32 protein-coding genes are annotated in these 21,881 nt (G+C 67.1%); 11 read left to right on the forward strand and 21 right to left on the reverse strand.

All coding sequences use genetic code 11. From position 1 onward, the window contains the following. Positions 1-116: 116 nt before the first annotated feature. The 3 genes from LOKHON_RS15110 to LOKHON_RS15120 all read right to left on the reverse strand — a co-directional run bounded on the left by LOKHON_RS15110 (position 117) and on the right by LOKHON_RS15120 (position 4,056). On the reverse strand, positions 117-623 hold the full coding sequence (locus tag LOKHON_RS15110) for a cupredoxin domain-containing protein (RefSeq protein ID WP_017927523.1): 507 nt from the start codon (positions 621-623) through the stop codon (positions 117-119). 92 nt (positions 624-715) lie between these two features. Beyond that, on the reverse strand, positions 716-1,612 hold the full coding sequence (locus LOKHON_RS15115; protein ID WP_017927524.1) for a DUF305 domain-containing protein: 897 nt from the start codon (positions 1,610-1,612) through the stop codon (positions 716-718). 92 nt (positions 1,613-1,704) lie between these two features. Then, positions 1,705-4,056, reverse strand: a complete 2,352-nt coding sequence (locus LOKHON_RS15120; protein WP_017927525.1) for a heavy metal translocating P-type ATPase — start codon at positions 4,054-4,056, stop codon at positions 1,705-1,707. A gap of 168 nt (positions 4,057-4,224) precedes the next feature. On the opposite strand from LOKHON_RS15120, the gene LOKHON_RS15125 reads away from it, so the two are divergent. The 3 genes from LOKHON_RS15125 (at position 4,225) to LOKHON_RS15135 (ending at position 5,734) form a co-directional block, all read left to right on the forward strand. Continuing rightward, entirely contained in the window at positions 4,225-4,503 is a 279-nt protein-coding gene (locus LOKHON_RS15125; protein ID WP_017927526.1) for a metal-sensitive transcriptional regulator, read from the forward strand. A gap of 39 nt (positions 4,504-4,542) precedes the next feature. Further along, complete coding sequence (locus tag LOKHON_RS15130) at positions 4,543-4,992, forward strand: ion channel (protein ID WP_017927527.1); 450 nt, start codon at positions 4,543-4,545, stop codon at positions 4,990-4,992. Positions 4,993-5,113: 121 nt separating this feature from the next. After that, positions 5,114-5,734 (forward strand): L,D-transpeptidase, encoded by a 621-nt coding sequence (locus tag LOKHON_RS15135; protein WP_051059623.1) that lies wholly within the window; start codon positions 5,114-5,116, stop codon positions 5,732-5,734. 48 nt (positions 5,735-5,782) lie between these two features. Here the strand turns inward: LOKHON_RS15135 and LOKHON_RS15140 are convergent, their stop codons facing one another. The 6 genes from LOKHON_RS15140 to LOKHON_RS15160 form a co-directional block, all read right to left on the reverse strand. Beyond that, complete coding sequence (locus LOKHON_RS15140; protein ID WP_026147358.1) at positions 5,783-6,235, reverse strand: c-type cytochrome; 453 nt, start codon at positions 6,233-6,235, stop codon at positions 5,783-5,785. A 2-nt stretch (positions 6,236-6,237) separates the two neighbouring features. Next, positions 6,238-6,375, reverse strand: coding sequence for a hypothetical protein (locus LOKHON_RS16265; RefSeq protein WP_017927530.1), 138 nt, complete (start codon positions 6,373-6,375; stop codon positions 6,238-6,240). A gap of 57 nt (positions 6,376-6,432) precedes the next feature. After that, positions 6,433-6,864, reverse strand: a complete 432-nt coding sequence (locus tag LOKHON_RS15145; protein WP_017927531.1) for a DUF411 domain-containing protein — start codon at positions 6,862-6,864, stop codon at positions 6,433-6,435. Between the two features lie 21 nt (positions 6,865-6,885). Continuing rightward, positions 6,886-8,301 carry a multicopper oxidase family protein gene (locus LOKHON_RS15150; protein WP_211205664.1) on the reverse strand — a complete coding sequence of 472 codons (1,416 nt, stop codon included), beginning with the start codon at positions 8,299-8,301 and terminating at the stop codon, positions 6,886-6,888. Positions 8,302-8,373: 72 nt separating this feature from the next. Then, the gene (locus tag LOKHON_RS15155) at positions 8,374-8,703 is read right to left on the reverse strand and encodes a hypothetical protein (protein WP_162561818.1); all 330 of its coding nucleotides are present in this window, start codon (positions 8,701-8,703) and stop codon (positions 8,374-8,376) included. 188 nt (positions 8,704-8,891) lie between these two features. Further along, positions 8,892-9,347 (reverse strand): MerR family transcriptional regulator, encoded by a 456-nt coding sequence (locus LOKHON_RS15160; RefSeq protein WP_026147360.1) that lies wholly within the window; start codon positions 9,345-9,347, stop codon positions 8,892-8,894. A 73-nt stretch (positions 9,348-9,420) separates the two neighbouring features. On the opposite strand from LOKHON_RS15160, the gene LOKHON_RS15165 reads away from it, so the two are divergent. The 8 genes from LOKHON_RS15165 to LOKHON_RS15200 all read left to right on the forward strand — a co-directional run bounded on the left by LOKHON_RS15165 (position 9,421) and on the right by LOKHON_RS15200 (position 15,515). Next, positions 9,421-9,819: a mercuric transporter MerT family protein gene (locus LOKHON_RS15165; RefSeq protein ID WP_017927535.1), complete on the forward strand. Its 399-nt coding sequence runs from the start codon at positions 9,421-9,423 to the stop codon at positions 9,817-9,819. 17 nt (positions 9,820-9,836) lie between these two features. Continuing rightward, complete coding sequence (locus LOKHON_RS15170) at positions 9,837-10,133, forward strand: heavy-metal-associated domain-containing protein (RefSeq protein WP_017927536.1); 297 nt, start codon at positions 9,837-9,839, stop codon at positions 10,131-10,133. After that, positions 10,130-10,360, forward strand: coding sequence for a mercury resistance system transport protein MerF (gene merF, locus LOKHON_RS15175; protein ID WP_017927537.1), 231 nt, complete (start codon positions 10,130-10,132; stop codon positions 10,358-10,360). Before LOKHON_RS15170 ends, merF begins: the two co-directional genes overlap by 4 nt. Before the next feature lie 11 nt (positions 10,361-10,371). Beyond that, positions 10,372-11,787 (forward strand): mercury(II) reductase, encoded by a 1,416-nt coding sequence (merA, locus tag LOKHON_RS15180; RefSeq protein ID WP_017927538.1) that lies wholly within the window; start codon positions 10,372-10,374, stop codon positions 11,785-11,787. A gap of 4 nt (positions 11,788-11,791) precedes the next feature. Then, entirely contained in the window at positions 11,792-12,154 is a 363-nt protein-coding gene (locus LOKHON_RS15185) for a hypothetical protein (protein ID WP_017927539.1), read from the forward strand. Positions 12,155-12,200: 46 nt separating this feature from the next. Further along, positions 12,201-13,547, forward strand: a complete 1,347-nt coding sequence (locus LOKHON_RS15190; protein WP_017927540.1) for a dihydrolipoyl dehydrogenase family protein — start codon at positions 12,201-12,203, stop codon at positions 13,545-13,547. Positions 13,548-13,608: 61 nt separating this feature from the next. Beyond that, entirely contained in the window at positions 13,609-14,277 is a 669-nt protein-coding gene (locus LOKHON_RS15195; RefSeq protein ID WP_017927541.1) for a sulfite exporter TauE/SafE family protein, read from the forward strand. A gap of 515 nt (positions 14,278-14,792) precedes the next feature. Next, on the forward strand, positions 14,793-15,515 hold the full coding sequence (locus tag LOKHON_RS15200; protein WP_017927542.1) for an MFS transporter: 723 nt from the start codon (positions 14,793-14,795) through the stop codon (positions 15,513-15,515). Positions 15,516-15,641: 126 nt separating this feature from the next. Here LOKHON_RS15200 and LOKHON_RS15205 read toward each other — a convergent pair whose 3' ends face one another. From LOKHON_RS15205 to LOKHON_RS15255, 12 genes are all read right to left on the reverse strand, one after another. Next, the gene (locus LOKHON_RS15205) at positions 15,642-16,367 is read right to left on the reverse strand and encodes a cytochrome c biogenesis CcdA family protein (RefSeq protein WP_017927543.1); all 726 of its coding nucleotides are present in this window, start codon (positions 16,365-16,367) and stop codon (positions 15,642-15,644) included. 3 nt (positions 16,368-16,370) lie between these two features. Continuing rightward, positions 16,371-16,847, reverse strand: coding sequence for a hypothetical protein (locus LOKHON_RS15210; protein WP_017927544.1), 477 nt, complete (start codon positions 16,845-16,847; stop codon positions 16,371-16,373). Further along, entirely contained in the window at positions 16,844-17,458 is a 615-nt protein-coding gene (locus LOKHON_RS15215; RefSeq protein ID WP_026147362.1) for an SCO family protein, read from the reverse strand. Before LOKHON_RS15215 ends, LOKHON_RS15210 begins: the two co-directional genes overlap by 4 nt. Continuing rightward, entirely contained in the window at positions 17,458-18,105 is a 648-nt protein-coding gene (locus LOKHON_RS15220; protein ID WP_017927546.1) for an SCO family protein, read from the reverse strand. Before LOKHON_RS15220 ends, LOKHON_RS15215 begins: the two co-directional genes overlap by 1 nt. A 53-nt stretch (positions 18,106-18,158) precedes the next feature. Continuing rightward, on the reverse strand, positions 18,159-18,464 hold the full coding sequence (locus tag LOKHON_RS15225; protein WP_017927547.1) for a hypothetical protein: 306 nt from the start codon (positions 18,462-18,464) through the stop codon (positions 18,159-18,161). A gap of 23 nt (positions 18,465-18,487) precedes the next feature. Beyond that, entirely contained in the window at positions 18,488-18,763 is a 276-nt protein-coding gene (locus LOKHON_RS15230) for a hypothetical protein (protein WP_017927548.1), read from the reverse strand. Further along, positions 18,760-19,338: a DsbE family thiol:disulfide interchange protein gene (locus LOKHON_RS15235; protein WP_211205666.1), complete on the reverse strand. Its 579-nt coding sequence runs from the start codon at positions 19,336-19,338 to the stop codon at positions 18,760-18,762. The genes LOKHON_RS15230 and LOKHON_RS15235 overlap by 4 nt, the downstream gene beginning before the upstream one ends. Next, entirely contained in the window at positions 19,335-19,844 is a 510-nt protein-coding gene (locus LOKHON_RS15240; protein WP_017927550.1) for a c-type cytochrome, read from the reverse strand. Before LOKHON_RS15240 ends, LOKHON_RS15235 begins: the two co-directional genes overlap by 4 nt. After that, positions 19,841-19,969 (reverse strand): hypothetical protein, encoded by a 129-nt coding sequence (locus tag LOKHON_RS16610; RefSeq protein ID WP_281177663.1) that lies wholly within the window; start codon positions 19,967-19,969, stop codon positions 19,841-19,843. The genes LOKHON_RS15240 and LOKHON_RS16610 overlap by 4 nt, the downstream gene beginning before the upstream one ends. Positions 19,970-19,985: 16 nt before the next feature. Next, positions 19,986-20,477, reverse strand: a complete 492-nt coding sequence (locus LOKHON_RS15245) for a DUF411 domain-containing protein (protein ID WP_017927551.1) — start codon at positions 20,475-20,477, stop codon at positions 19,986-19,988. Position 20,478: 1 nt separating this feature from the next. After that, on the reverse strand, positions 20,479-21,423 hold the full coding sequence (locus LOKHON_RS15250; protein WP_017927552.1) for a beta propeller repeat protein: 945 nt from the start codon (positions 21,421-21,423) through the stop codon (positions 20,479-20,481). A 98-nt stretch (positions 21,424-21,521) separates the two neighbouring features. Continuing rightward, on the reverse strand, positions 21,522-21,863 hold the full coding sequence (locus tag LOKHON_RS15255) for a hypothetical protein (RefSeq protein ID WP_017927553.1): 342 nt from the start codon (positions 21,861-21,863) through the stop codon (positions 21,522-21,524). Positions 21,864-21,881 lie beyond the last annotated feature (18 nt).

Here is a 21,881-nt window from a genome sequence, read left to right on the forward strand (position 1 = left end):
TTGTGACCATGGGGCGCCCGCGTCGGCGCCGCCTTGATCTCGATCAAGGCCTGCCGGGTGAGGCAGCGTCGTCCTGCGGCACCAGCCCGCCCGAGGCCTGCCGGGTGGCCATGGGGTTAGCCGGCCTCCAGCGCGACCTTGCCTTTCATGCCAGCTTCGAGATGGCCCGGCACGTTGCAGGCGTAGCCGACCTGACCATCCTCGGGGAAGGTCCAGACGATCTCGGCGCTCTCGCCTGGCTCGAGCAGCAGGCTGTTCGGATCGTCATGGGCCATGCCCATCTCCTGCATCTTCTCGTGATCGACGCGGCGCATGCTCATCATGCCCTCGCGCATCATCGCTTGCATCTCGTCTTCATGCGTGGCCCAGCTGTCGGGTGTGCCGAGGTTAAATTCGTGCACCAGCCGGCCCTCGTTGCTCACTACGAAACGGATCGTCTCTCCGGCCGCGACTTCCACCGACGCAGGCGAGTAGCTCATCTCGTCCATGGCAATCTCGACCACCCGGTCGACCTTTGCCGGATCTCCAGGTTCGCCAATGCCATGGGCAGCGCCGTGCCCCGGTCCGGCGAGGGCGCTGCTGGCAAAGGGAAGGAGGGCGAGGGCGGTGATCAGGCTCTTCATGGGCAATCCTTTCGTTCGAATGTCGGGAAAGCGCCGGACCCTGTCAGGCCCGGCGCGCTGGTGCAAACGGGGGACGCGGAGTTCTGCCGGTATCAGGCGGCGCAATCGAGGAAGCCGCGATAGCCCACCCGCAGGCCCTGCTCGAGATGGAAGGTCATCTCGGCCTCGGCGCGGCGCAGGCTGTCGTCGGTGTCGGTCCAGTCGGCGCCGGGGTCGGGCATCACGGTGATGTCGACATCCTCGGCGGCGAGCCGGATGCCGTCCTCCAGCGTCTCGACCGCGATCGGGCCACCGGCGGCGAGCGGGATCAGAACGCCTGACAGCTTGATCGCGCCGCTCTCATTCGCCATGGCGAGCACCGGTTCGCCCTCGTTGGTGCGGCGGAATTCGCAGGTCGCGTCGCTCTCCAGTGTGGTCTCGATCTCCTCGGGGGTCAGCCCCGCAGGGTCGAGGCTGGCCAGTTGCGCGGAGCTTAGCGCCTCCTCGACCGTGCCTTCCTCGGCGGGGGCTTCGGATTCGCCGAGCGCCGGGTCGGTGGCGATGCCGTTCTCCTCGATGTCGGCGATCAGGTGACGCATCTCGCCGATCTCCTTGCGCTGCGCGGCGATGATCTCGTCGGCGAGCTTGCGCACGCGCGGGTCCTCGATCTGCGCGCGCTCGGAGGTCATGATCGCGATGGAATGGTGCGGGATCATCGCTGCCATGTAGCTGGTATCGTCCACCGTCTCCTGGCTGCGAATCAGCCAGAGCGTCACGCCGAAGACCACGACGGCGCCGGCATAGATCGCGATGTTGATAAACTTGCTGGCATACATCGACAGCATGAAGCTCAGCATGATCACCGCCATCGCCGCGCCCATCAGCAGCGCCATGTAGGTCCGGGTCTCGCTGAAGAAGATGTGCTCGAAGGCGTAGGTATTGAGATACATGAGCCCGAACATCACCACCGTCGAGGTCGCGATCATCGCGGCGAAGCGCCAGTAGGACATGAAAACTCTCCTTTCACTGTCGGACCTGGGAGGGCCCGCTTGCATGCAAAGAGGCGCCGCCGGACCGATGGCCTGGCGGCACCTCCGTCAGTTCAGTTCGCCTCGAAACCGACCCGTGCGGCGCGCAGGCGCAGCGCGTTGCCAATCACCGAGACCGAGGACAGACTCATCGCCGCCGCCGCAATGATTGGCGAGAGCAGCAACCCGGTGAACGGGTAGAGCAGGCCGGCCGCGACCGGCACGCCGAGGCCATTGTAGAGGAAGGCGAAGAGCAGGTTCTGCTTGATGTTGCGGACCGTCGCACGGCTGAGCCGGCGGGCGGTCACCAGCGCCGTCAGGTCGCCTCGGACCAACGTGATGCCGGCGCTCTCGACCGCGACGTCGGCACCGGTGCCCATGGCGATGCCGACATCGGCGGCCGCCAGTGCGGGCGCGTCGTTCACCCCGTCCCCGGCCATCGCCACGGTGTGGCCCTCCGATTGCAGCCGCCGGATCGCCGCCTGCTTGTCGGCGGGCAGCACCTCGGCGATGACCTCGTCGATGCCGAGATCGGAGGCCACGGCGCGGGCGGTGACCGCGTTGTCGCCGGTCAGCATGACGATCCTGAGGCCTTCGTCGTGCAGCGCTGCGATGGCGCGGGGCGTCGTTTCCTTGATCCGGTCGGCCACGGCCACCAGTCCGGCGGCGCGGCCGTCGACGGCCACGAGGATCGCCGTCTGGCCCTTGCGGCGCGCGGCGTCGGCGCGCTCCGAGAGCGCGGCGGTGTCCGCGCCCACGTCACGCATCATCGCGACGTTGCCAATCGCGACATGGCGACCCGCGACGTGGCCCGAGATGCCCTTGCCGGTGGTGCTGTCGAAGCTCTCGACTTCGGACAGGGCGATGCCGCGCGCCGCAGCACCTTCCACGATGGCGCGGGCGAGCGGGTGCTCGGACTGCGCCTCGAGCGCCGCGACGAGGCCCAACAGTTCGTCCTCGGCCATACCCTCGGCCACCACCTCGACCAGAGCCGGGCGGCCCTCGGTCAGCGTGCCGGTCTTGTCCACCACCAGCGTGTCGACCGCGGCGAAGCGTTCCAGCGCGGCGGCGTTCTTGATCAGCACGCCGTGGCCCGCACCCTTGCCGACGCCGACCATGATCGACATCGGCGTCGCGAGGCCGAGCGCACAGGGACAGGCGATGATCAACACAGAGACCGCCGAAACCAAAGCAAAGGCCATGGCCGGGTCTGGGCCGAAGAGGCTCCAGACCACGAAGGCGAGGATCGCCACGCCGACCACGGCGGGGACGAAGTAGCCCGAAACCCTGTCGGCGAGCTTCTGGATCGGTGCCTGGCTGCGCTGCGCCTCGGCGACCATGGCGACGATGCGGCTCAGCATCGTCTCGGCGCCGACCTTCTCGGCCCGCATCACGAAGCTGCCGGTCTGGTTCAGCGACCCACCGGTGACTGGATCGCCCTCGGCCTTCTCGACCGGGATCGGCTCACCGGTGATCATGCTCTCGTCGATCGTCGAACGCCCCTCGACCACCACGCCGTCGACCGGCACGCTCTCGCCCGGCCGCACCCTGAGCCGGTCGCCGGTGCGAACCATGTCGAGCGGCACGTCGCGTTCGCCGCGGTCATCCACCAGCCGCGCCGTCTTGGGCGCGAGGTCCAGAAGCGCGCGGATCGCGCCGCCGGTGCGCTCGCGGGCGCGCAACTCCAGCAGTTGGCCCAACAGCACCAGCGTGACGATCACCGCCGCCGCCTCGAAATAGACGCCGACCTCGCCCTCGTGGCCGCGGAACTGCGGCGGGAAGAGCTGCGGCGCGACGGTGGCGACGACCGAGTAGGCATAGGCCACGCCGACGCCGAGCGCGATCAGTGTGAACATGTTGAGGCTGCGACGGACGATCGACGCCCAACCGCGTTCGAAGAAGGGCAGCGCCGCCCAGAGCACCACCGGCGTGGCGAGGATCAGCTCGATCCAGTCGAGCATCGGTGCGGAGATGATGGCGAAGGCGTGCGGTGCGAAGTGCCGGCCCATGGCGATGATCGCCAGCGGCACGGTCAGCGCCGCGCCCAGAACGAAGCGGCGGCGGAAGTCGAGATATTCCTCGCTCGGCCCCTCGGTCATCGGGATGCCCTTTGGCTCCAGCGCCATGCCGCAGATCGGGCAGGAGCCGGGGCCGACCTGCTCGATCTCGGGATGCATCGGGCAAGTGTAGATGACGTCCTCGCGCTCGGGCGGCGCGGCCTTCAGCGCCGGGTCGAGGAAGATCTCGGGCCGGGTGTCGAACTTCTCGCGGCACTTGGCCGAGCAGAAGTAGAAGGTCTCGCCCTTGTGCTCGGCCACATGCTTCGCGGTCTCGACATCGACCGACATGCCGCAGACCGGATCGGTCGCGATGCGGTCGGCGGGCAGATCGTGATTATGCGCATGCGCATGGCAGCTGTGGTCCATGGCGCGTCCTCCTGTGCTCCTGAGGCACCGACTCGGCGCCTCAATGCCCGAATATACCCCCATGGGGTATATGCCGTCGAGATACCCATATAGGGTATGTCCGGAACAGACCGGATGGCGTATGGTTCCAAGAGCCGGAGGCGTCAGGCCCGGCTGGAGGCGACAAACATGCAGGAAAAGCAGAACAAGGCGGCGATCCAGAAGCGGCTGGCGCGGCTCGAGGGCCAGATCCGGGGGATCTCGCGTATGGTCGCGGAGGATCGCTACTGCGTCGACGTGCTGGCCCAGACCGCGGCGGTGCGCTCGGCGCTGAAGGCGGTCGAACGGCTATTGATCGAGGATCACACCAATCACTGCCTCGAGGCCGCGATCCTTTCGGGCGATCCGGACGAGCAGCGCACCAAGTTCCGGGAGATGGTCGCGCTGCTCGAGAAGGCGCGTGACTGATCGGCGAAACGATCCGGTGACCCATGCTGTTGGGTCCGCATGATCCTGGCCATCCTCATATCCGCCGTCGTCGTGGCGCTGTGCAGCGCCATTCACTATGTCATGCTGAAACGCGTCTCGGATGCGATCGCGTGCGGTCCGGCCAGTGCCCGGGGCCGTCATCTGTCCATGACGATCGGCGCGATCACCGTGGCGCATGTGATCGAGGCGCTGATATACACCTTTGCCTTCGTCTGGGCGGTGCGGGGATTGCAGATCGGCGACCTGAGGCCTTCCGGACCCGGCACGCCTGACCCGACGCTCATGGACTACTTCTATTTTTCGCTGGTCAATTTCACCACGTTGGGCCGCGGCGATCTGAACCCGGACGGTCACCTGCGCTTCATCACCGGGATCGAGGCGTTCCATGGTTTCCTGATGATCACCGCCTCCGGCTCTTTCATGCTCCAGGTGATGGGGGGGAAGGCGCCTTTGTCCGATACCGGCTGACCCGTTCGTGTCTGGTCTCGGGGCCGGAGTTCCCATCATATTGACCATATTGAATGGAATGAACTGACAGAGCCGGACGGTCGTTGGGCTGCCGCAACCGGCCAAACATGAGGCGAATGGCATGCAGAGAAGGCAATTTCTGACACGAATGGCCGGGCTCGGGCTGGCTGGAGCCGGGCTGCCGGGCTTGGTGCAGGCGCATGAAGGGGGCGCGCTGCCCGAGCGGTTCCTGCCGCGTGAGGTTGATATCGCGCCGAGCATTCCCGCGGGCGAGATCCACGTGATGCCGGACGAGTTCGCTCTCTACTGGACCCTGCCCGAAGGCCGGGCGATCCGCTACAGCGTCGGCGTCGGACGCGCGGACCTCTATCATGCGGGCAGCTATGTCGTGCGGATGAAGAAGGAATGGCCGAGCTGGAAGCCGACCCCGGCCATGGTGCGGCGCGAGCCCGAGAAATATGAGCAATACGCCGAGGACGGCATGCCCGGGGGCCTCGACAACCCACTCGGGGCCCGGGCGCTCTACCTCTTCGTCGACGGTCGGGACACCTATCTGCGCATCCACGGCACGAACCAGCCCTCGACGATCGGACGGGCGGTCTCGAACGGCTGCGCGCGGCTGGTGAACGACCACATCATCGAACTCTACGAGAAGGTCCCCACGGGCACCAAGGTCTATCTCTATCCGAAGGCAGGCAACCCCTACAGCCCGGACGAGCACGGGATGGACCACCACACCTGAACACGGCCCCCGGCCGACGCCCGCAGCGAAGCAAGCCGGGGGGTATGGTCAGCCGCCGGCGGTCTCGTCGGCCGCCGTGACGCGCTGCTGATGCGTGCGTTCGCGCTCGGGCCATTCCGACTTCAGGTAGTCGAGGATCGCTTCGACCTCGGCCTCGGTGAGAAGACCCTCGAAACCCGGCATGTCGCTCTCGTAGCCGTTGCCGACCACCGCCTCGGTGCCACGCAGGATGATCTCGCGCAGCACCCGGTCGGGGTGGTGCCAGGTGTGGCCTGTCGCGTCATGCGGCGGGGCGGGCAGGCGGCCGGAGGGCAAGGGCCGGCGCCAGTCGGGCTGGCCCTCGAGCTCGGCGCCGTGGCAGGCCGCGCAGTTGTCGAGGTAGAGCTGGCGGCCGTGTTCGGTCGCGTCACCGGCCGAGGGCCAGAGCGCGACCGCGCCGGCGCCCAGCAGCAGTGCGGCTCCAGAGGCGGCCACGAAAACCGCTGCTCCCCGTCTTGCCATGGCTATCCTCCCGGGCTGCGAAGATACTTGATCAGCGCCGCCGCGGCGAGCAGCAGCACCAGCACGGCCAGCAGGCAGACCGCGCCCATGCCGAGCATCATCCATCCGCCCATGGCGGTCATCATCTCGGGTCCCATCATACGGGTCTCCAATCATCGGGAAACGGCAGGCGCGGGGATGCGCCGGCCGGAAGGGCATCACTCGGCCGGATAGGGCAGCGCCGTGCCCTCGGCGTCGATCATCACGACGTCGAGTTCGGCCTCCGGGTCGTCGCCCATGCCGGGCGCGCCCATCGGCATGCCGGGCAGGCTGAGGCCGATCGCCTCGGGCCTCTCGGAAAGAAAGCGCGACAGGATGTCGGCGGGCACGTGGCCGCTGATCGCGTAGCCGTCGATCAGCGCGGTGTGGCAGCCCTGCTGGCCGATCGGGATGCCTGCCTCCTTGTTGACGGTGGCGAGGTCGTAGGTCTCGACGATCTCCACCTCGTAGCCGTTCTCGCGCAGGTGTTCGGCATGCGCCGCGCAGCAGCCGCAGTTCGGGTCCTTGTAGAGCGTCATCGCGTCGGCCAGCACCGGAAGGCCGGTGAGGCCGAAGAGGGTCGCAGTGGCGAGGGTCCTGAGGGTCTTCATGCGGGGTTTCCTTTCCATGGTTCAGGCCGCGTCGACGACGCGGACCAGCGCCGCCATGCCGGCAGCCTGGTGGGCGAGGACGTGGCAGTGCAGCATCCAGTCGCCGGGGTTGTCGGCCCGGAACGCGATCTCGACGCGCTCCTCGGGGGCCATGAGAACGGTGTCGCGCCATTCGCGGTGCACGGTCGGCCGGCCATCGCGCGAAACGATGCGGAAGACGTGGCCGTGCAGGTGGATCGGGTGCCACCAGCCGGTGCGGTTCTCCATCGCGATCAGCTGCGTGCTGCCGCGTTCGGCCACGATCAGGGGCGGGTCGTCATGGCCCTGCGCTGCGCGGCCGTTGACGAACCACATCCGGCCCTGCCGCATCTGGTCGATCATCGCGGGCGCATCCGCGCCCATCATCATCTGCCCCATCATCCCGCCGTGGAACACGATGTCGTGGCGCGTCGCGGCGGCAAGGTCGGGCTCGGGTAGCGGGTTGGGGGGCAGCGCCATGTCCCAGTCCGGCGCGCGGGTGCGCAGAGGCGTATCGCCATGCACCAGCGTGGCGACCTCGTAGGCGCCGTCGGGCCGGAACAGGTCGCGCACTGGCGCTTCCGTGCCGGCCCCGCCGCTGGCGTCGAGCGCGATGTCGGCGCGCATGCCCGGCCCGATCAGCACCGCGCCGCCCTCGGGCGCATGCGGCGCAACCGGCTGGCCGTCGAGCGCGACGACGACCGGCGCGAGCGCCCCGAAGTCGAGCGCGAAGATCCGCGCCGTGGCGGCGTTGACGATCCTGAGCCGCAGGCGCTCGTTCGGGGCGACCGCGATGCGGGGGCCGGGCCGGCCGTTCAGCGTCACGCGGTTGCCGATCCGGCCGCCATGCATCGCGTCATGCATGCCGTCGAAGCCGGGCGCGATCGCGCCATCCGGTTCGAGCCGCCAGTCCTGCAGCATCCATACGAGGTCGCGATCGACGCGGATCGGCGTCTCTTCCTCAACCACCAGCGCGCCCGCGAGGCCGCGCCCCAGCTGTTCGGCGCCGCCCATATGCGGGTGATACCAGTAGGTCCCGGCATCGGGCAGGTCGAACTCGTAGTGAAAGTCTCCGCCCGGCGGGATCGGCGGCTGGGTGAGATGCGCGACGCCGTCCATGGCGTTGGGCACGCGCAGACCGTGCCAGTGTATGCTGGTCGGCGTGTCGAGGTCGTTTCGGGCGCGCAGGCTGAGGCGGTCGCCTTGCCGGAAGCGGAGTTCCGGGCCCGGAAGGGCACCGCCATAGCTCCAGACCGGCGTCGCCGGGCGCGGCGGGGCAAGGAGTTGCGCCTGCGTGCGCATGGCGGTCAGCTCTAACTGCGGTCCGGATGCGGCGGCGTTCGGCAGGAACGAAGCGCCACCCAGCGCCGCGGCGCCAGAGAGGAAGCCTCTGCGAGAGAGGCCCGTGAAATGGGTCATCTGGATAATCCTGATCGGAAGGTGCCGCGCGAAAGGCGCGGCGTTGGCCCGCCTTCGAGCGGACGGACGGCTTCAGATCAGGTAGCGGGGTGGCTCCAGAAGCGGAGCCGGGCTGGCTCCGCCCGGCGCAGCGTAGCCGAACACGCGCTGGACTTCCCGGATGGCAGAAAAGAAGGGCCAGTCTGGGGACATCAGGTCGAGTGCAACCGCGCCGGACGCGCAAGCGCCTACGTCCTGGCAGACATCGCCGCCGGGCATCGCTTCCTCGGGACAATTGGCGCAATCGGTCATAGCGACCACGGCCGGACTCTCGTGCATCGCTGGCATCGCCTCGGCGGCGATGGGCACGGATTGAGCCAGCAGCCCGATCAGGAACAGGCAGAGTGCAAGGAGGCGAGCCATCGGGCGCATATGGTCAGCAACTGAATACCTGTGCAAGTCCAAGCACTGCCCCTTCACTACGCTGTCATCAATGAGCAGCTATCTGACGACTTTCGCTGCGCAGTGCCTGAGAGTCTGCTTTGAGTCAGGAACGTTCGTAGCATGAAGGGCGGATACCGGCCTTTCGCTGCACTTCGCATGAACAGCAGCTAATCGGATGCGCTCTCTACACGTTCCGACTTAATCTGCCCTTCATTGAGAACGTCGAGCAACGGGCAGTCGGGAGTGTCAGACCCAGTGCAGCGTGCGATAGTGCCGTCCAGAACGGATTCAATCGCCTGAAGGTCGCGGATCTTAGAGCGGACCACGTCGAGATGGTGGCGCCCCCTTCGTTCGACTTCCGCGCAGGTATGGCTGCCGCGGTCGACGAGGGCCAGCAGGCCGCGGATCTCTTCCATGGTGAAGCCGAGATCCCGGGCCCGCATGACGAAGTTCAGCCGCTCCACGTGCGCCGAGCCGTAGCGGCGGTGACCCCAAGAGGTGCGCGGCGGATCGGGCATCAGGCCGACGCTCTCGTAGTAGCGGATCGTCTCGAGATTGCAGCCGGTCATTCGGGCGAGATCGGAGCGTTTCAGGTCGTTCGCGGGGGCGTGATCGTCCGGAATCGGATTTCTCCTTGATCCTGTAGCTACTACAGACCCTATCTTGCCTGTCATCGAGCGACAACGGGGCAACGCGATGACGGCGGAGACGATCGACACCGAACGACGGACAGGTGAACGGCCAGACAAGACCGGGTGGGCCGCGACCGGCGCCGGGGTGCTTGGCGCGCTGGCGCTGACGTCGTGCTGCATCCTGCCGCTGGTCTTGGTCAGCCTCGGCGTTACCGGCGTCTTCATCGGCCAGCTCACCGCGCTCTACGCCTACAAGTGGGTGACCTTTTCCTTCGCGGCGGCGGCGCTCGGCTATGGCTTCTGGAAGGCCTACCGACCGGTGCCCGCCAAAGATTGCGGCACCGGGGCCTGCGCGCGCCCCGTGGATCGCAGCCTGATGCGGGGGCTTCTCTGGGGCGCCCTCGCCGTGGTGCTGCTGGCCCTCGCTTTCCCCTATGCCGCGCCCCTCATCCTGACCTTCTGATACGGAGCCCCCAGCCGATGAAACATCTCCTGCTCGCCGCATCGCTCGGTCTCGCACCGGTCGCGCTCCAGGCCGATGAAGCCGAGACCCGTCTTCACGTCACCGGCCTGACCTGCCCGTCGTGCAGCTACATCGTCGGCACCACACTCAAGCGCGTCGACACGGTTGAGATCGCCGAGTTCACCGAAGGCGAAGCCGAGGATGGCATCTACGTCCTGCGCTACGACGAAGCCGTCACCGATCCCGAGGCGCTGATCGCCGCCGTCACCGGCGTCGGCTACGGCGCGGCGCTCGCCGCCGGGAGCGGGTCGTGACCCGGCCCGAGACATCCCCCGACAAGAACGATCGCCTGCTGAAATACGGGCTGATCGGCACCGTCGTCGTGGCGCTGTGCTGCTTCACCCCGATCCTGGTGGTCCTGTTGGGTGCGGTCGGACTCTCCGTCCTGTTGGGCTGGCTCGACATCGTTTTGCTGCCAACGCTCGCGATATTCCTCGGCATCACCCTCTATGCCCTCTGGCGGCGCCAACGCATCAGCTAAGAGAGACTGACATGAAAGATTGCTGCACCCCCAAGGGCGGCGCCTACGACCTTGCCGTCATCGGCGCCGGCTCGGCCGGGTTCTCGGCCGCCATCACCGCCGCCGAAACCGGCGCACGGGTCGCCCTGATCGGCGAAGGGACCATTGGCGGCACATGCGTCAACGTTGGTTGCGTGCCCTCCAAGGCGCTGATCCGCGCCGTGGAGGGCCTGCACCATGCGCGCGCTGCGAACCGGTTCGACGGCATTGAGGCCGGGGCCGGCGTTACCGAATGGGCCGCGACGGTGGCGCAGAAGCAGGCGCTGGTGGAGGAGCTGCGCGCGGCCAAATATTCCGATGTGCTGCCCCGGCACGACAACATCGACTACGTCGAGGGCCGCGCCCGGTTCGACGACGAGGGGCGGCTCACCGTGGACGGCGATGCCTTTCCGGCGGCGAAGATCGTCGTCGCCACCGGCGCCCGCCCGCATGTGCCGGCGATCCCCGGCATCAAGACCGTGGATGCGCTCGATAGCACCTCGGCGCTGGAGCTGACCACGCTGCCTGACTCCATGCTGGTCCTCGGCGCGGGTTATATCGGGGTGGAACTGGCGCAGCTCTTCGCCCGTGCGGGCGTTTTGGTCACGCTGGTCAGCCGTCGTGGCGTGCTGCCGGAGGCCGAACCGGAAATCTCCGAGGCGCTGGAAGGTTACCTGTCCGAGGAGGGCATCCGCCTGGCGCGGGTTACGGGCTACGAGAGCGTGGCACACGACGGCGGCAGCGTGCGCCTGACGACCACCGCTGGTGAGAGCTACGACGCCGCACGACTGCTGCTCGCCACCGGCCGGGTGCCGAACAGCGATCGTTTGAACCTCGGCGCGGCCGGGATAGAGACCGACGCGCGGGGCGGGATCGTCGTCGACGCGCAGATGCGCACCGCCAACCCGAACGTCTGGGCGGCGGGCGACGTCACCGGCAGCGACCAGTTCGTCTACATGGCGGCCTACGGCGCCAAGATCGCCACCCGGAACGCCGTGGCGGGCGAGGTGCGCAGCTATGACAACGGCACGATGCCCTGGGTGGTGTTCTCCGACCCGCAGGTGGCGGGCGTGGGGCTGAGCGAGGCACAGGCCCGGGCTGCCGGGCACGAGGTGGTCACCTCGGTTCTGCCGCTCGACGCCGTGCCGCGCGCGCTGGCCGCCCGCGACACGCGCGGGCTGATCAAGTTGGTGGCGGAGACGGACAGCAAGCGACTACTGGGCGCGCAGATCCTCGCTCCCGAAGGCGCGGACAGCATCCAGACGGCGGCGATGGCCCTCAAGGCGGGGCTCACTTACGAGGAGCTGGCCGACACGATCATGCCCTATCTCACCACGGTTGAGGGGCTGAAGCTCGCCGCCCAGACCTTCGAGAAGGACGTGGCCGCGCTCAGCTGCTGCGCAGGGTGACCCCATGAGCGGAGGATCGAAGCGCGACCTCCTCGGATCGACCCGCAGCGCCGTCCTTGCGTGGTGGCTGCCCATCGGCGCCATGCTCCTGACGATCCCGCTGCCCGATGGTCCCAAGACGGAGATCTGGCTGCTGGCGCTGTCATGGATGGGCGGGGCCTGCCTGCTCAATGCCCGACGCTGCGGCCGGGTGCATTGCCGCTACACTGGCCCCTTTCTGCTGGCGATGACCCTGCCGGTGCTGGGGCATGGCACCGGGCTGGTGCCGCTGGGCAAGGATGGTTGGCTCTGGCTCGGCCTCGCGACTGGCGGGGGCACAGCGGCGATCTGGGGACTGAGCGAGCGCATGATGGGCCGATACCGCTGAAGGCGGGAAGCGACTCCAATCCGACCAGAAGGAACGAGGAGCAGAGATGACCGAGACACTCGACCTGATCGTGATCGGCGCCGGCATGGCAGGTGTCAGCGCCGCGAAGAAGTGCGCCCGCGCTGGCTGGTCCGTCGCCATCGTCGACGAGTTGCCCTATGGCGGCACCTGCGCGCTCAGGGGTTGCGACCCGAAGAAGATGCTGCGCGCCGGTGCCGAGGCGGTCGACGCTGCGCGGCGGCTCACCGGCAAGGGCATCACGGGCGAGACCCGGATCGACTGGCCGGCGCTGATGAAGCATAAGGAGAGCTTCACCGACCCCGTGCCCGAGAGCATGGAGAGCGGGCTGAAGGACGCCGGGGTGCGGACGCTGCACGGTCGCGCCCGCTTCATCGCCAAGGACCGGATGGCGATCGACGGTCATGGCGAGATCGCCTTCCGCCACGCGCTGATCGCCACGGGTGCGAAGCCGCGCTCGCTGGAGTTTCCCGGCGCGGAGCGGCTGATCGACAGCACTGAGTTCCTGAACCTCGCAGAGCTGCCCCGCCGGATCGTCTTCGTCGGCGGCGGCTACGTCTCCTTCGAGTTCGCGCATATAGCGGCGCGGGCGGGAGCGCAGGTGACCATCCTCGATCGCGGCGCGCGGCAGTTGAAGAGGTTCGACCCCGACCTTGTCGACATGCTGCTGGACCGCAGTCGCGCCGCCGGGATCGAGGTCCTCGCCGAGGCGGTGATTGAGCGGGTCGAGGATAAGGGTGGAGCGCACCGCGTGGTCTTCCGGACGGCGGATGGGACCGACGCCGTGGAGGCCGATCTTGTCGTGCATGGCGCCGGGCGGGTGCCCGCCATCGACCATCTCGACCTCGCCGCCGCGGGCATCGAGACCGAACAAGGCGGGGTGAAGGTCACACCCTGGCTGCAATCGCCGTCGAACTCGCGCATCTTCGCGGCCGGCGACGCCGCCGCCTCGCCCGGCAAGCCGCTGACCCCGGTGGCGGTGTTCGAGGGCAAGATCGCCGCCTCGAACATGCTCAAGGACAAGCGGACCGAGCCCGACTACACCGGCATGCCGAGCGTCGTCTTCACCATTCCCGAACTGGCGCGGGTCGGCCTGCTCGAGGAGGAGGCACGAGAAAGGGCCGATGTCGAGGTGAGCTTCACCGATACCTCGGGCTGGTTCTCGCAGAAGCGGCTGGGAGAAAGCCATGCGGGCGCTAAGATCATCACGGCCGAGGACGGCAAGATCCTCGGCGCGCACATGTTCGGCCCGGACTATGCCGAGCTGATCAATGTCTTCTCCCTGGCGATCAAGCTGGGGCTGACGGCGGCGCAGGTGAAGGCCATGCCGGCAGCCTATCCGACTGGGGCATCGGACATCGGGTCAATGTTCTGACCGGCGGCCATCTGCCCGTATTGCCTGCACGTCGACCGAGAAGTTGAATAAGACGAGGGACATGGAGCTTACTGATCAATCGATCCTGCTTGCCCTTGGCCTCGGACTCCTCGGCTTCGTCGAACCCTGCACCATCGGAGCGCATATGCTGTTCCTCTCGGCCCAGCAGGGACGTAGGCTGCGACAGCGATTGAGCGCGGCATTGGTCTTCCTGCTGGCACGTCTCGTCGTCATGGGCGGGTTCGGTGGCCTGATCGTCGTTCTCGGCCAGCGTCTGATCGGCGTTCAGACCGGGATGTGGCTGGTCTTCGGGGCGATCTACCTTGGCCTCGGGATCGCGATCATTGCGGGCGGTGACAGGGGGCTTCGCCGGCGGGTCCGGGTCGCACCAGACTGCTGGAAGATCGCCGACGCGCCGCTCCTGCAAGGTGCAGCCTTCGGGTTGAACATTCCCGCCTGCGCCGCGCCGATCCTGTTCGGGCTGATCGGCACGGCGACCGCCAGTGGCTCGGCCGCGACCGGCGTGCTGATGATGTCTGTCTTCGCCTTGGCGCTTACGCTTCCGCTCATTCCCCTGTCCGTCGCGCCCGGCCTTGCAGGCGGGCTCGACCGGGTCGCGAACTGGTTGAAGCCGCGCCGTTGGCTGCTGGGGGCGATCTTCATCGGCCTCGGGTTGTGGTCGATCTGGTTCGGGCTGTTCGTCGAGCCGGCGGCTTGGAGCGGCAGGTGACCCCCGCCGCCGGTTCTGGCACGTCGCGGGTGCCAGCACCGCGTTCCAGGCTGGCTCGGCTGCGGTGGACAGCGCCACTGTGATATCGGCGCTGGTCTTCCAGCTGACCGGCAGCCCGGTGGCTGTCGGTGCCGTCTCGACGATCCTGCGGCTCGGCTGGCTCCTGCCGCAGCTCTTCGTGGGCTACCTCGCGGGGCGCAGCGGCGCATCAATGCCGTTCTACGTGCTTGGAGCTTTCGGGCGAACGGCGGCCATCGCCGCGCTCGCCGGCATCCTGTGGGCCGGTGCGGGCGCAGGTGGGAGTTCGGCGGCGCTCGGCGCGGCCACGCTCGGATTGTGGACCGTCTACGCCTGTCTCAGCGGCATTGTCGGCGTGGCTACAACGACATCGTGGCCCGGTCCGTGCCATCCAAGCAGCGAAGCAGGCTCCTCGCGATCCGCTTCTTCGGGGGTGGCCTTGTGGCCCTGCTTGTCGCCGCCATTGCAGACAGGCTGCTCCGGGCCCTCGAATTTCTGTGTCCTACGCGGCGGTTCTGGACGTCGCCACCGCGTTGATGCTGGTGTCGTCCATCGTCTTCACCGCGATGGGGAAACCTAAGAGAGCCGCCCCGCCGAAGGCGACCGCCAGTTTTGCAGCCTATCTGAAGGAGGGCGCCGCGACCTTCCGAAACGACGCCGTGTTCCGGCGCTTCGTCTTCGCGCAGTCGTGCGGCGGCGCCTTGCTCGCCGCAGTGCCCTTCTTCGTGGTCGCAGCGGACAAGTTGGGCATGAGCCTGCAAAACGTGGCGCTTCTGCTGGGAGCCCAGAAGGCGGGCGCCTTGCTCAGCAACCCGCTTCGGGGTTGGTGGGGCGACCGGTTGGGCAAGCTCAGCCTGATGCGCGTGATCGCGGCCGGCCGCATCGCGTCGCCGGTCGCGCTGCTGATGGTTCCTGCGTCACAGGCTGCGCTCATGCCGATGCTGCTGGCTGTCTTTCTGCTGCTCGGGGCCTTGGCGAATGGCCTGACCATCGCGGTCATAGGGCTGCTTATGGAGAGATCGCCGGAGGACCGCCGACCCGCCTACAGCAGCTATTTTGACGAGCTTACGGCGCCGGTCTTCGTGTTGCCATTCGTCGGCGGATTTGCTGTCGCTGCGCTGGATACCTGGATCGTCTTCCTCATCGCGCTTGCAGCCGCTCTCGAGCAAACACTTCTGCTCGCCCGCGTCGAAGCTGGACAGGACGTGGACGGGCATTGAATTCAAAGTTGGACAACCGAATAAGGCCCTTGTTGCAGTCGAGCGGGGTCAATACGTAGTGCGCTTTAAGAATGCCCATGCCGTTTCCCCATGCAGATGTCGCACGATACCACCGTAATCCGGTGCCTATCCGATCGCTCCCAAGGCCGGAAACGTCTCGAGCAACCAGTAGGAAAAGACGGTCAGCTGGCCGGTCATCATCGCGAGCCCCATCAGTATCATCACCGCCCCGGCGATCCTGTGCAGGCCGCGCCCCAAGCCACGGACCCTGCGCAGCCTCGTGCCGGCCTGCTGGATAAAGGCAGCGACCAAGACAAAGGGCACGCCGAGTCCGACGGAGTAGACCGCGAGGAGCGCCACTCCTTCGCCCATGGTCGTCTGCATGGCGCTCGCCGTGAGGATCGCGCCGAGGATCGGCCCGATGCATGGGGTCCAGCCGAAGCCGAAGGCGAGGCCGAGGACATAAGACGCCATGGGCTGCCCGCCGGGAATATCGAGATCGAAGCGCAGGTCGCGCTCCAGCGCACGAATACGGGCCGCGCCCAGCATGAACAGACCGAACAGCGCGACGATCGCCCCGCCGAGGATATTCAGCTCAAAGCGCCAGCGCAGCAGGGCCTGCCCGAGCGCGGTGGCGGAGGCGCCGAGCGCGATGAAGATCGTCGAGAATCCCAGCACGAAGCAGATGCTCAGCCAGATTATCGTGGCTCGGCTTGGCGCCTTGCCCGGTCCCGTGCGCCCGGCAATGTAGGAGACATAGCCGGGCACCAGCGGCAGGACGCAAGGCGACAGGAAGGATACCGTGCCGGCCAGAAGCGCGGCGAGAAGGCCGAGGGTCTGGATGTCAGGCATGGCTCATCTCCGCCACGCGCGCCGGGAGGTGGCGCCCATATAGGCCGCCGTGGGCACGACGAGCCATTGCAGGAACGGTGTCAGTCCCGCGTCGATGACCGGGATCACTGGCATGATGTCGCGATAGGCCCAGGCCTCCCGCACGACGATGTTCAGCCATTCGCTGAAGATGGTGTAGCCCACGCCCATCACCACAGCGGCCAAGAGCACCGGGACGGACCGCTGCCCCGGCCACTCTGACCGTCCGAACAGGAACAGTGCCAGGAGCAGGGTGCTGAAGGCGATCATCAGATCGCCGCCCGTGCAATGCACGATGGCGAAAACGATCTCGCCCGCGCTGCCCTCGGTCCAGATCGTGTAGAGCGGGATGTGGGCGACTTCCCAGAGCAGATGGCCGATGAGGGAGAACAGAAAATAGCGCCGTAGAACCCCCAGCCAGTCCGGGGTCGCCGCGACGCTTGCTGAATTTGTCACCGTCATTCGAACCACCCCAGCGCCCTGTCGAGAATGCCTTCGGGTTCCGGATGCGGATGCGCGTTGGTCAGCCCGTTGATATGCATGAGGAGATTGAGCGGCTCGAAATCGATCCCGTGAAAGATGCCGACATGGCGGCCCTGCCGGTCAAAAAGGTGGATCATCATCGCCTCGTCCGAGCGCTCTGAGACAGCAGCGAGCCGCGCCTCGAGCTCCTCAAGACCGCCCTGCGACCGCACCATCGACCAGTTCTCGGCGTCGAGCGTATCAATGTCCGCCGCATCCTCGACCACGGTCACGAAGCCGACCATCTCACGCATGGGGCTCGCATTAAGAGAGGTGACCGCTTTTGCCAACTGCTGGTGCTGCGCGTCGCAGGCCTCGGTGCAGGATGCCTGACGGAAATTGACCACGAGAATGCGCCCGGCGAAGTCTTCCAGGCTTGGTGTTTCCCCGTCCACGGTGACGAGGTCGAGATCGGGTCCGGGCCGGAAGATCGCCTCGAAGCCCGGTTCCTGTTCGGCCGTGACTTCGTTCAACCGCTCCCCGGGGTGATCGGCCGAGGCTGCCGAGCCAACCATGGCGGCTGTCATGGAGATGAGAATTGCCTGTCGCATCAACTGCGCCTCTCCTTGTCCAGTCGCATTTCGATTTCCTCGGCGAGATCCTCGGGCGGCTGATCCCCCTCGAGGAAGACGGCCTCGAACCGGCCATCAGGGCGCATCAGGTAGATGTGCCCGGCATGGGCCATGGTGTATCCGTCCTGCGCCTCCGCATCCGCCAAATGCTCGTGATATACCTTGAAGCTCTGCGCGGCCTCCGCGGCCTGGGCCGGGCTTCCCGTCAGCCCCACCAGCCGGGGATGAAAGTTCGCGACGTAATCTGCCATGACCTCGGGCGTGTCCCGTTCGGGGTCGACGGTGATGAAGAGCGGCGCGACCCGGTCCGCGTTCCCGCCCAGCAGGTCGAGGGTAGTGGCCATGTAGGCCAGGGTCGTCGGGCAGACGTCGGGGCAGTTGGTGAAGCCGAAGAACACGAGCTGCCAGCGGTCGGCATAGTCCGCCTCGGTGACCGGGCGCCCGGTATGATCGACGAGTTCGAAGTCGGACCGGATGTCCGCCTCGCCGCTATAGACGACCTGTGCGGGCTCGGCCTGATCTTGCAGGACCAGCAGCCCGGCAGTGGCAACGGTGAAGACGGCGGCTCCGCTCCAAAGGAGGAAGCGCAGCCGCTTGTGAAAGGTGTCGGGAGAGGAAATGGGCATCTGTCTGTCTTTCTGTTTGGCCGGCCCGGGCCGGAGCCCGGGCGGGCCTTCGATCAGCCCTGATCGGCTTGATCGGCCTGGTCGTGATGCTCCTGCATGTGGGTGTTCATCGTCTCCATCATCTCCATGCAGGCCTGCATGTGCTTCATCATCATCGGCATCATGCCTTCCATGCCTTCCATGCCTTCCATGCCTTCCATTCCGGCCATGCCCTGCATCCCCGTCATGTCGCCACCCATGTGGCCGCCTTCCTTCGTCTCCTCTGCGTCCGCCGGGGCGGTATCCTGCGCGTAGGCCACGGGCGCGAAGGCGAGCAGGGACAGGGCCACGGCGCTGCCGAACTTGGTAATGGTCTTCATGTTGTATCCTTTCGAGGTAGGGTTCAGTCTGTCGGGGTGTCCGGCTTGCCTGCCGGAGCGGTCTTGTTGGCGCAGGCGGACGAGCCCCCGCGCATGCAGAGCCCCAGCGCGCACATCGCGGCGCATGGGGCAAAGCTCAGGATCAGGGGGGCTGCCCCGATGGCGGTCAGCCATCCCCAGTTCAGGGCCATGCCGGTGCCGATGACGGCCAGCGCCACCAACATCCATCCACGCCTGCCCAGGCCGGGAAGCCGGTTTGCGGGGATCGCCCCGATCGCGTTCGTCGATCGCTCGCTCATGTCCTGTTCTCCGCTTGAAGCCGGCGCACGACCGGCAGGATTTCTTCTTCCAGCGAGCGGCGATCGAACGGACCGACATGCTTGTAGGCAACGCCGCCGTGTGCATCGATGACGAAGGTTTCTGGAAGCCCGTAGACCCCCCAGTCGAGCGAGGCGCGCCCGGAGCGGTCGGCGCCGATGCGGGTGTAGGGATCGCCCGTCTCGTCGAGAAAACGGAGCGCCGCATCCGGCGCATCCTTGTAGTTGATGCCGTGGATCGGGACCGTGTCCCGCGCGGCCAGCTCGACCAGGAGCGGCATCTCGACCCGGCACGGCACGCACCATGAGGCCCAGACATTGACGATCGACACCTCGCCTTGCAGGTCCGCCGTGGACAGGCCGTCGGCGCGGCCCTCGATGGGAGGCAGGTCGAACTCGGGAACCGCTTTGCCGGTCAGGGCCGAGGGCAGCCGGTCGTCGGAGTTCATGAGGCCCCAGTAGAACGCCGCCGCGAGTGTTGCGAACAGCGCTGCCGGAAGGAGCACTAATACCCGACCACGGGGCCGCTTGCGCGGTTCCTGTTCCGCCGCGCTCATGGCTTGCCCTCGGCACCGGCCGAGACCTCGGCCTGGAAGGCGCGTTCGCGTGTCGACCAGCTGGTCTTGATATAGGCCAGCACTGCCTTGATCTCGTCGTCGCTCAGCAGCCCTTCGAAGGCGGGCATATCGCTCTCGTAGCCCGGCACCACCGCGCCGACGCCATGCTTGGTGATCGTGAACAGGTCCCGATCGGCATGGTGCCAGGTGTGGCCGCTGTCGTCGTGCGGCGGCGCGGGCATGCGCCCGTCCTCGGTCCGGCGGCGCCAGTCCGGCTGACCCTCGAGTTTCGCGCCATGACAGGCGGCACAGCTCTCGGCATAGATCTCGCCACCTTGCTCGACCATGTCGCGGGTGACCGGCTCTCCGAGAACGGAGAGCCCTGCGATCTCCTGCGATTGCTCGGGCGCTTTTGCTTCCTCCTCCAGCAGGCCCTGCGCCACCGCCGCGATCGCGGCGGCGCCGGCCAAACCGGTAACGAGCCCCAGCGTCAGGCCGCGTCTCATCGCGGGCTCCTGAGGAACTTGACCAGCGCGATCAGGCTCAGGACCAGCACGGTCAGCACCAGCAGCAGGACCAGCCCGCCTCCGAGCATCATGGTGCCCATCATCGGGCTACCCATCATCGACATCATGCCCTCCATGCACTCATTCATCGGAGAACACCGTGATGTCGTCGCCCGAGAAGGCGTAGGTCTTGAGCGTGCCGCTCTTGCCGGCCATGCCCGGGGCATTCATCGGCATGCCGGGCAAGGTGATGCCGGTGATCTCGGGACGCTCCGTGGTCAGGCGCTCCACGATCTCGGCCGGGACCAGCCCGCTGACATAGTAGCCGTCCACCTGCGCGAGGTGGCAGCCAAGGCCCTGCTCGGGCACGCCCGCTTCGATCGAGCGCTTGTCGAAGTCCGGGTCGTCGATCCGCGTCACGTGATAGCCGTTCTCCTCCATGTAGTCGGCATAGGCGTCGCAGCAGCCGCAGTTCGGATCGCGCCAGATCGTCATCTGCTTTTCGGCCGGAACGGTGGCTTCGGCTGGAGCATCGGCGGCGCTGTCGGTTTCGGCGGTGGTGAGGGTCGCTACGCCGATGGCGGCGGCGGTGGCGAAGGCCGCGGCGGCGATGGTTAGAAGCTTGCGGTTCATGTCAGCTGTCCTGGGATTGATCGAAGGAAGTCCAGATGGTGCCGCCGTCACGCGAAGCGCGCAGTCCGGAGGGACCGGCCGCGATCACGTGGAGTGGATCGGCGGGATCGACGGCGAGCGCGGTGGCGGGATCGGGGGTGACCTGCGCCCAGTTCACCCCGGCATCCGTCGACAGCCACAGCCCGGAGGGCAGCGCGGCGAGGATGCGCTCGGGCGCGTCGGGCGCGAGAGCGAGGATCTCGACCGGCTCACCAGCGGGCAGCGCGGCGGCCTCGGTGGGTGCGTTGCCCGCGACCAATGCATCCATCGCATCGCCCGCGACGACATCCTGCCAACGGCAGAAGCAGTCTGGCACCCGCGTCAGCCCGGCTCGCGTTCCCGCATAGAGCCAGATGCCGCCCATCCCGGTCTCGTTGGCGACCGAGACAAGGCTGAGCACGTCATGCTCTGCGCCGTCGAGATAGGGACGGTCCATGACGAAATTCCACGTCTCGCCGTCATCCTCGCTGCGCCACAGCCCGTCGCCTTCGAGAGAAGCATAAAGGATGCCAGATGACTGCGCGGCCATGGTGAGGGACAGGATCGACGCACCGGGCAGTCCGGCATCCGCCGCGGTCCAGCTTTCGCCGCTGTCATCGCTGCGGCGCAGGCTGCCGTCCTGCCATCCGGCGTAGATAACACCAGGACGGGACGGGTGGGTCGAGAGAGTGTTGGGCGGCTCCACGTCGCCGAGCTTCGTCCAGCTTTCGCCGTCGTGCCGCAGTAACCCGTCGGGCGTGGCGGCAAGAATGGCGGAGCCGTCAAAGGCCAGGGCAAAGGCCGGGTCGAATGCCAGCGACGGGCCTGATCGGGCAAAGCCGGGGACAAGGATCGTCGCGCCCAGCACGGCGAGGCCGGAGGACAGGACGCTACGACGCGAAAGCGCGCGTGCGGTATGGGAAGTCATGGAAGGTATCCTGAGAAGGGATCGGTCGGTTCACGGCCTGCCTGTCCAAGTTGGACAGGCACGGCGATACCGGGCCGTCACCTATGCGGTGCGGCCGGTCAGCTCAGGATAGTGGTTCGTGGGGGCGCGGGATCGAAACCCGGGCGACGTGTTCGCAGCGCCGTATCATCCGGACGCGTCATGCTACGCGTGGCAACGGTCTGCGGTAGGATCTCAGATGCCCCCTCGGTCGACAGCAGGGGCGCGGTGCAGTCGAGATCGCACACCAGCTGCTCGTTCGCGTCCTGGTCGCAAGCAGGGCAGGGATCGTCCTGCGAGTCGGCAACGGCCGATGCGGCCATGTCGAACGACATCCGGGCGCCAGCCGCATCATGCATCATCACGCCGCCCAGAAGGGCAAGCGAGAGGCAGAGCGAGACAAGGCGGAGCCAGAGGCGCATGGCACAGATCTATGAACG

This window comes from Limimaricola hongkongensis DSM 17492 (genome assembly GCF_000600975.2).
Classification (GTDB): domain Bacteria; phylum Pseudomonadota; class Alphaproteobacteria; order Rhodobacterales; family Rhodobacteraceae; genus Limimaricola; species Limimaricola hongkongensis.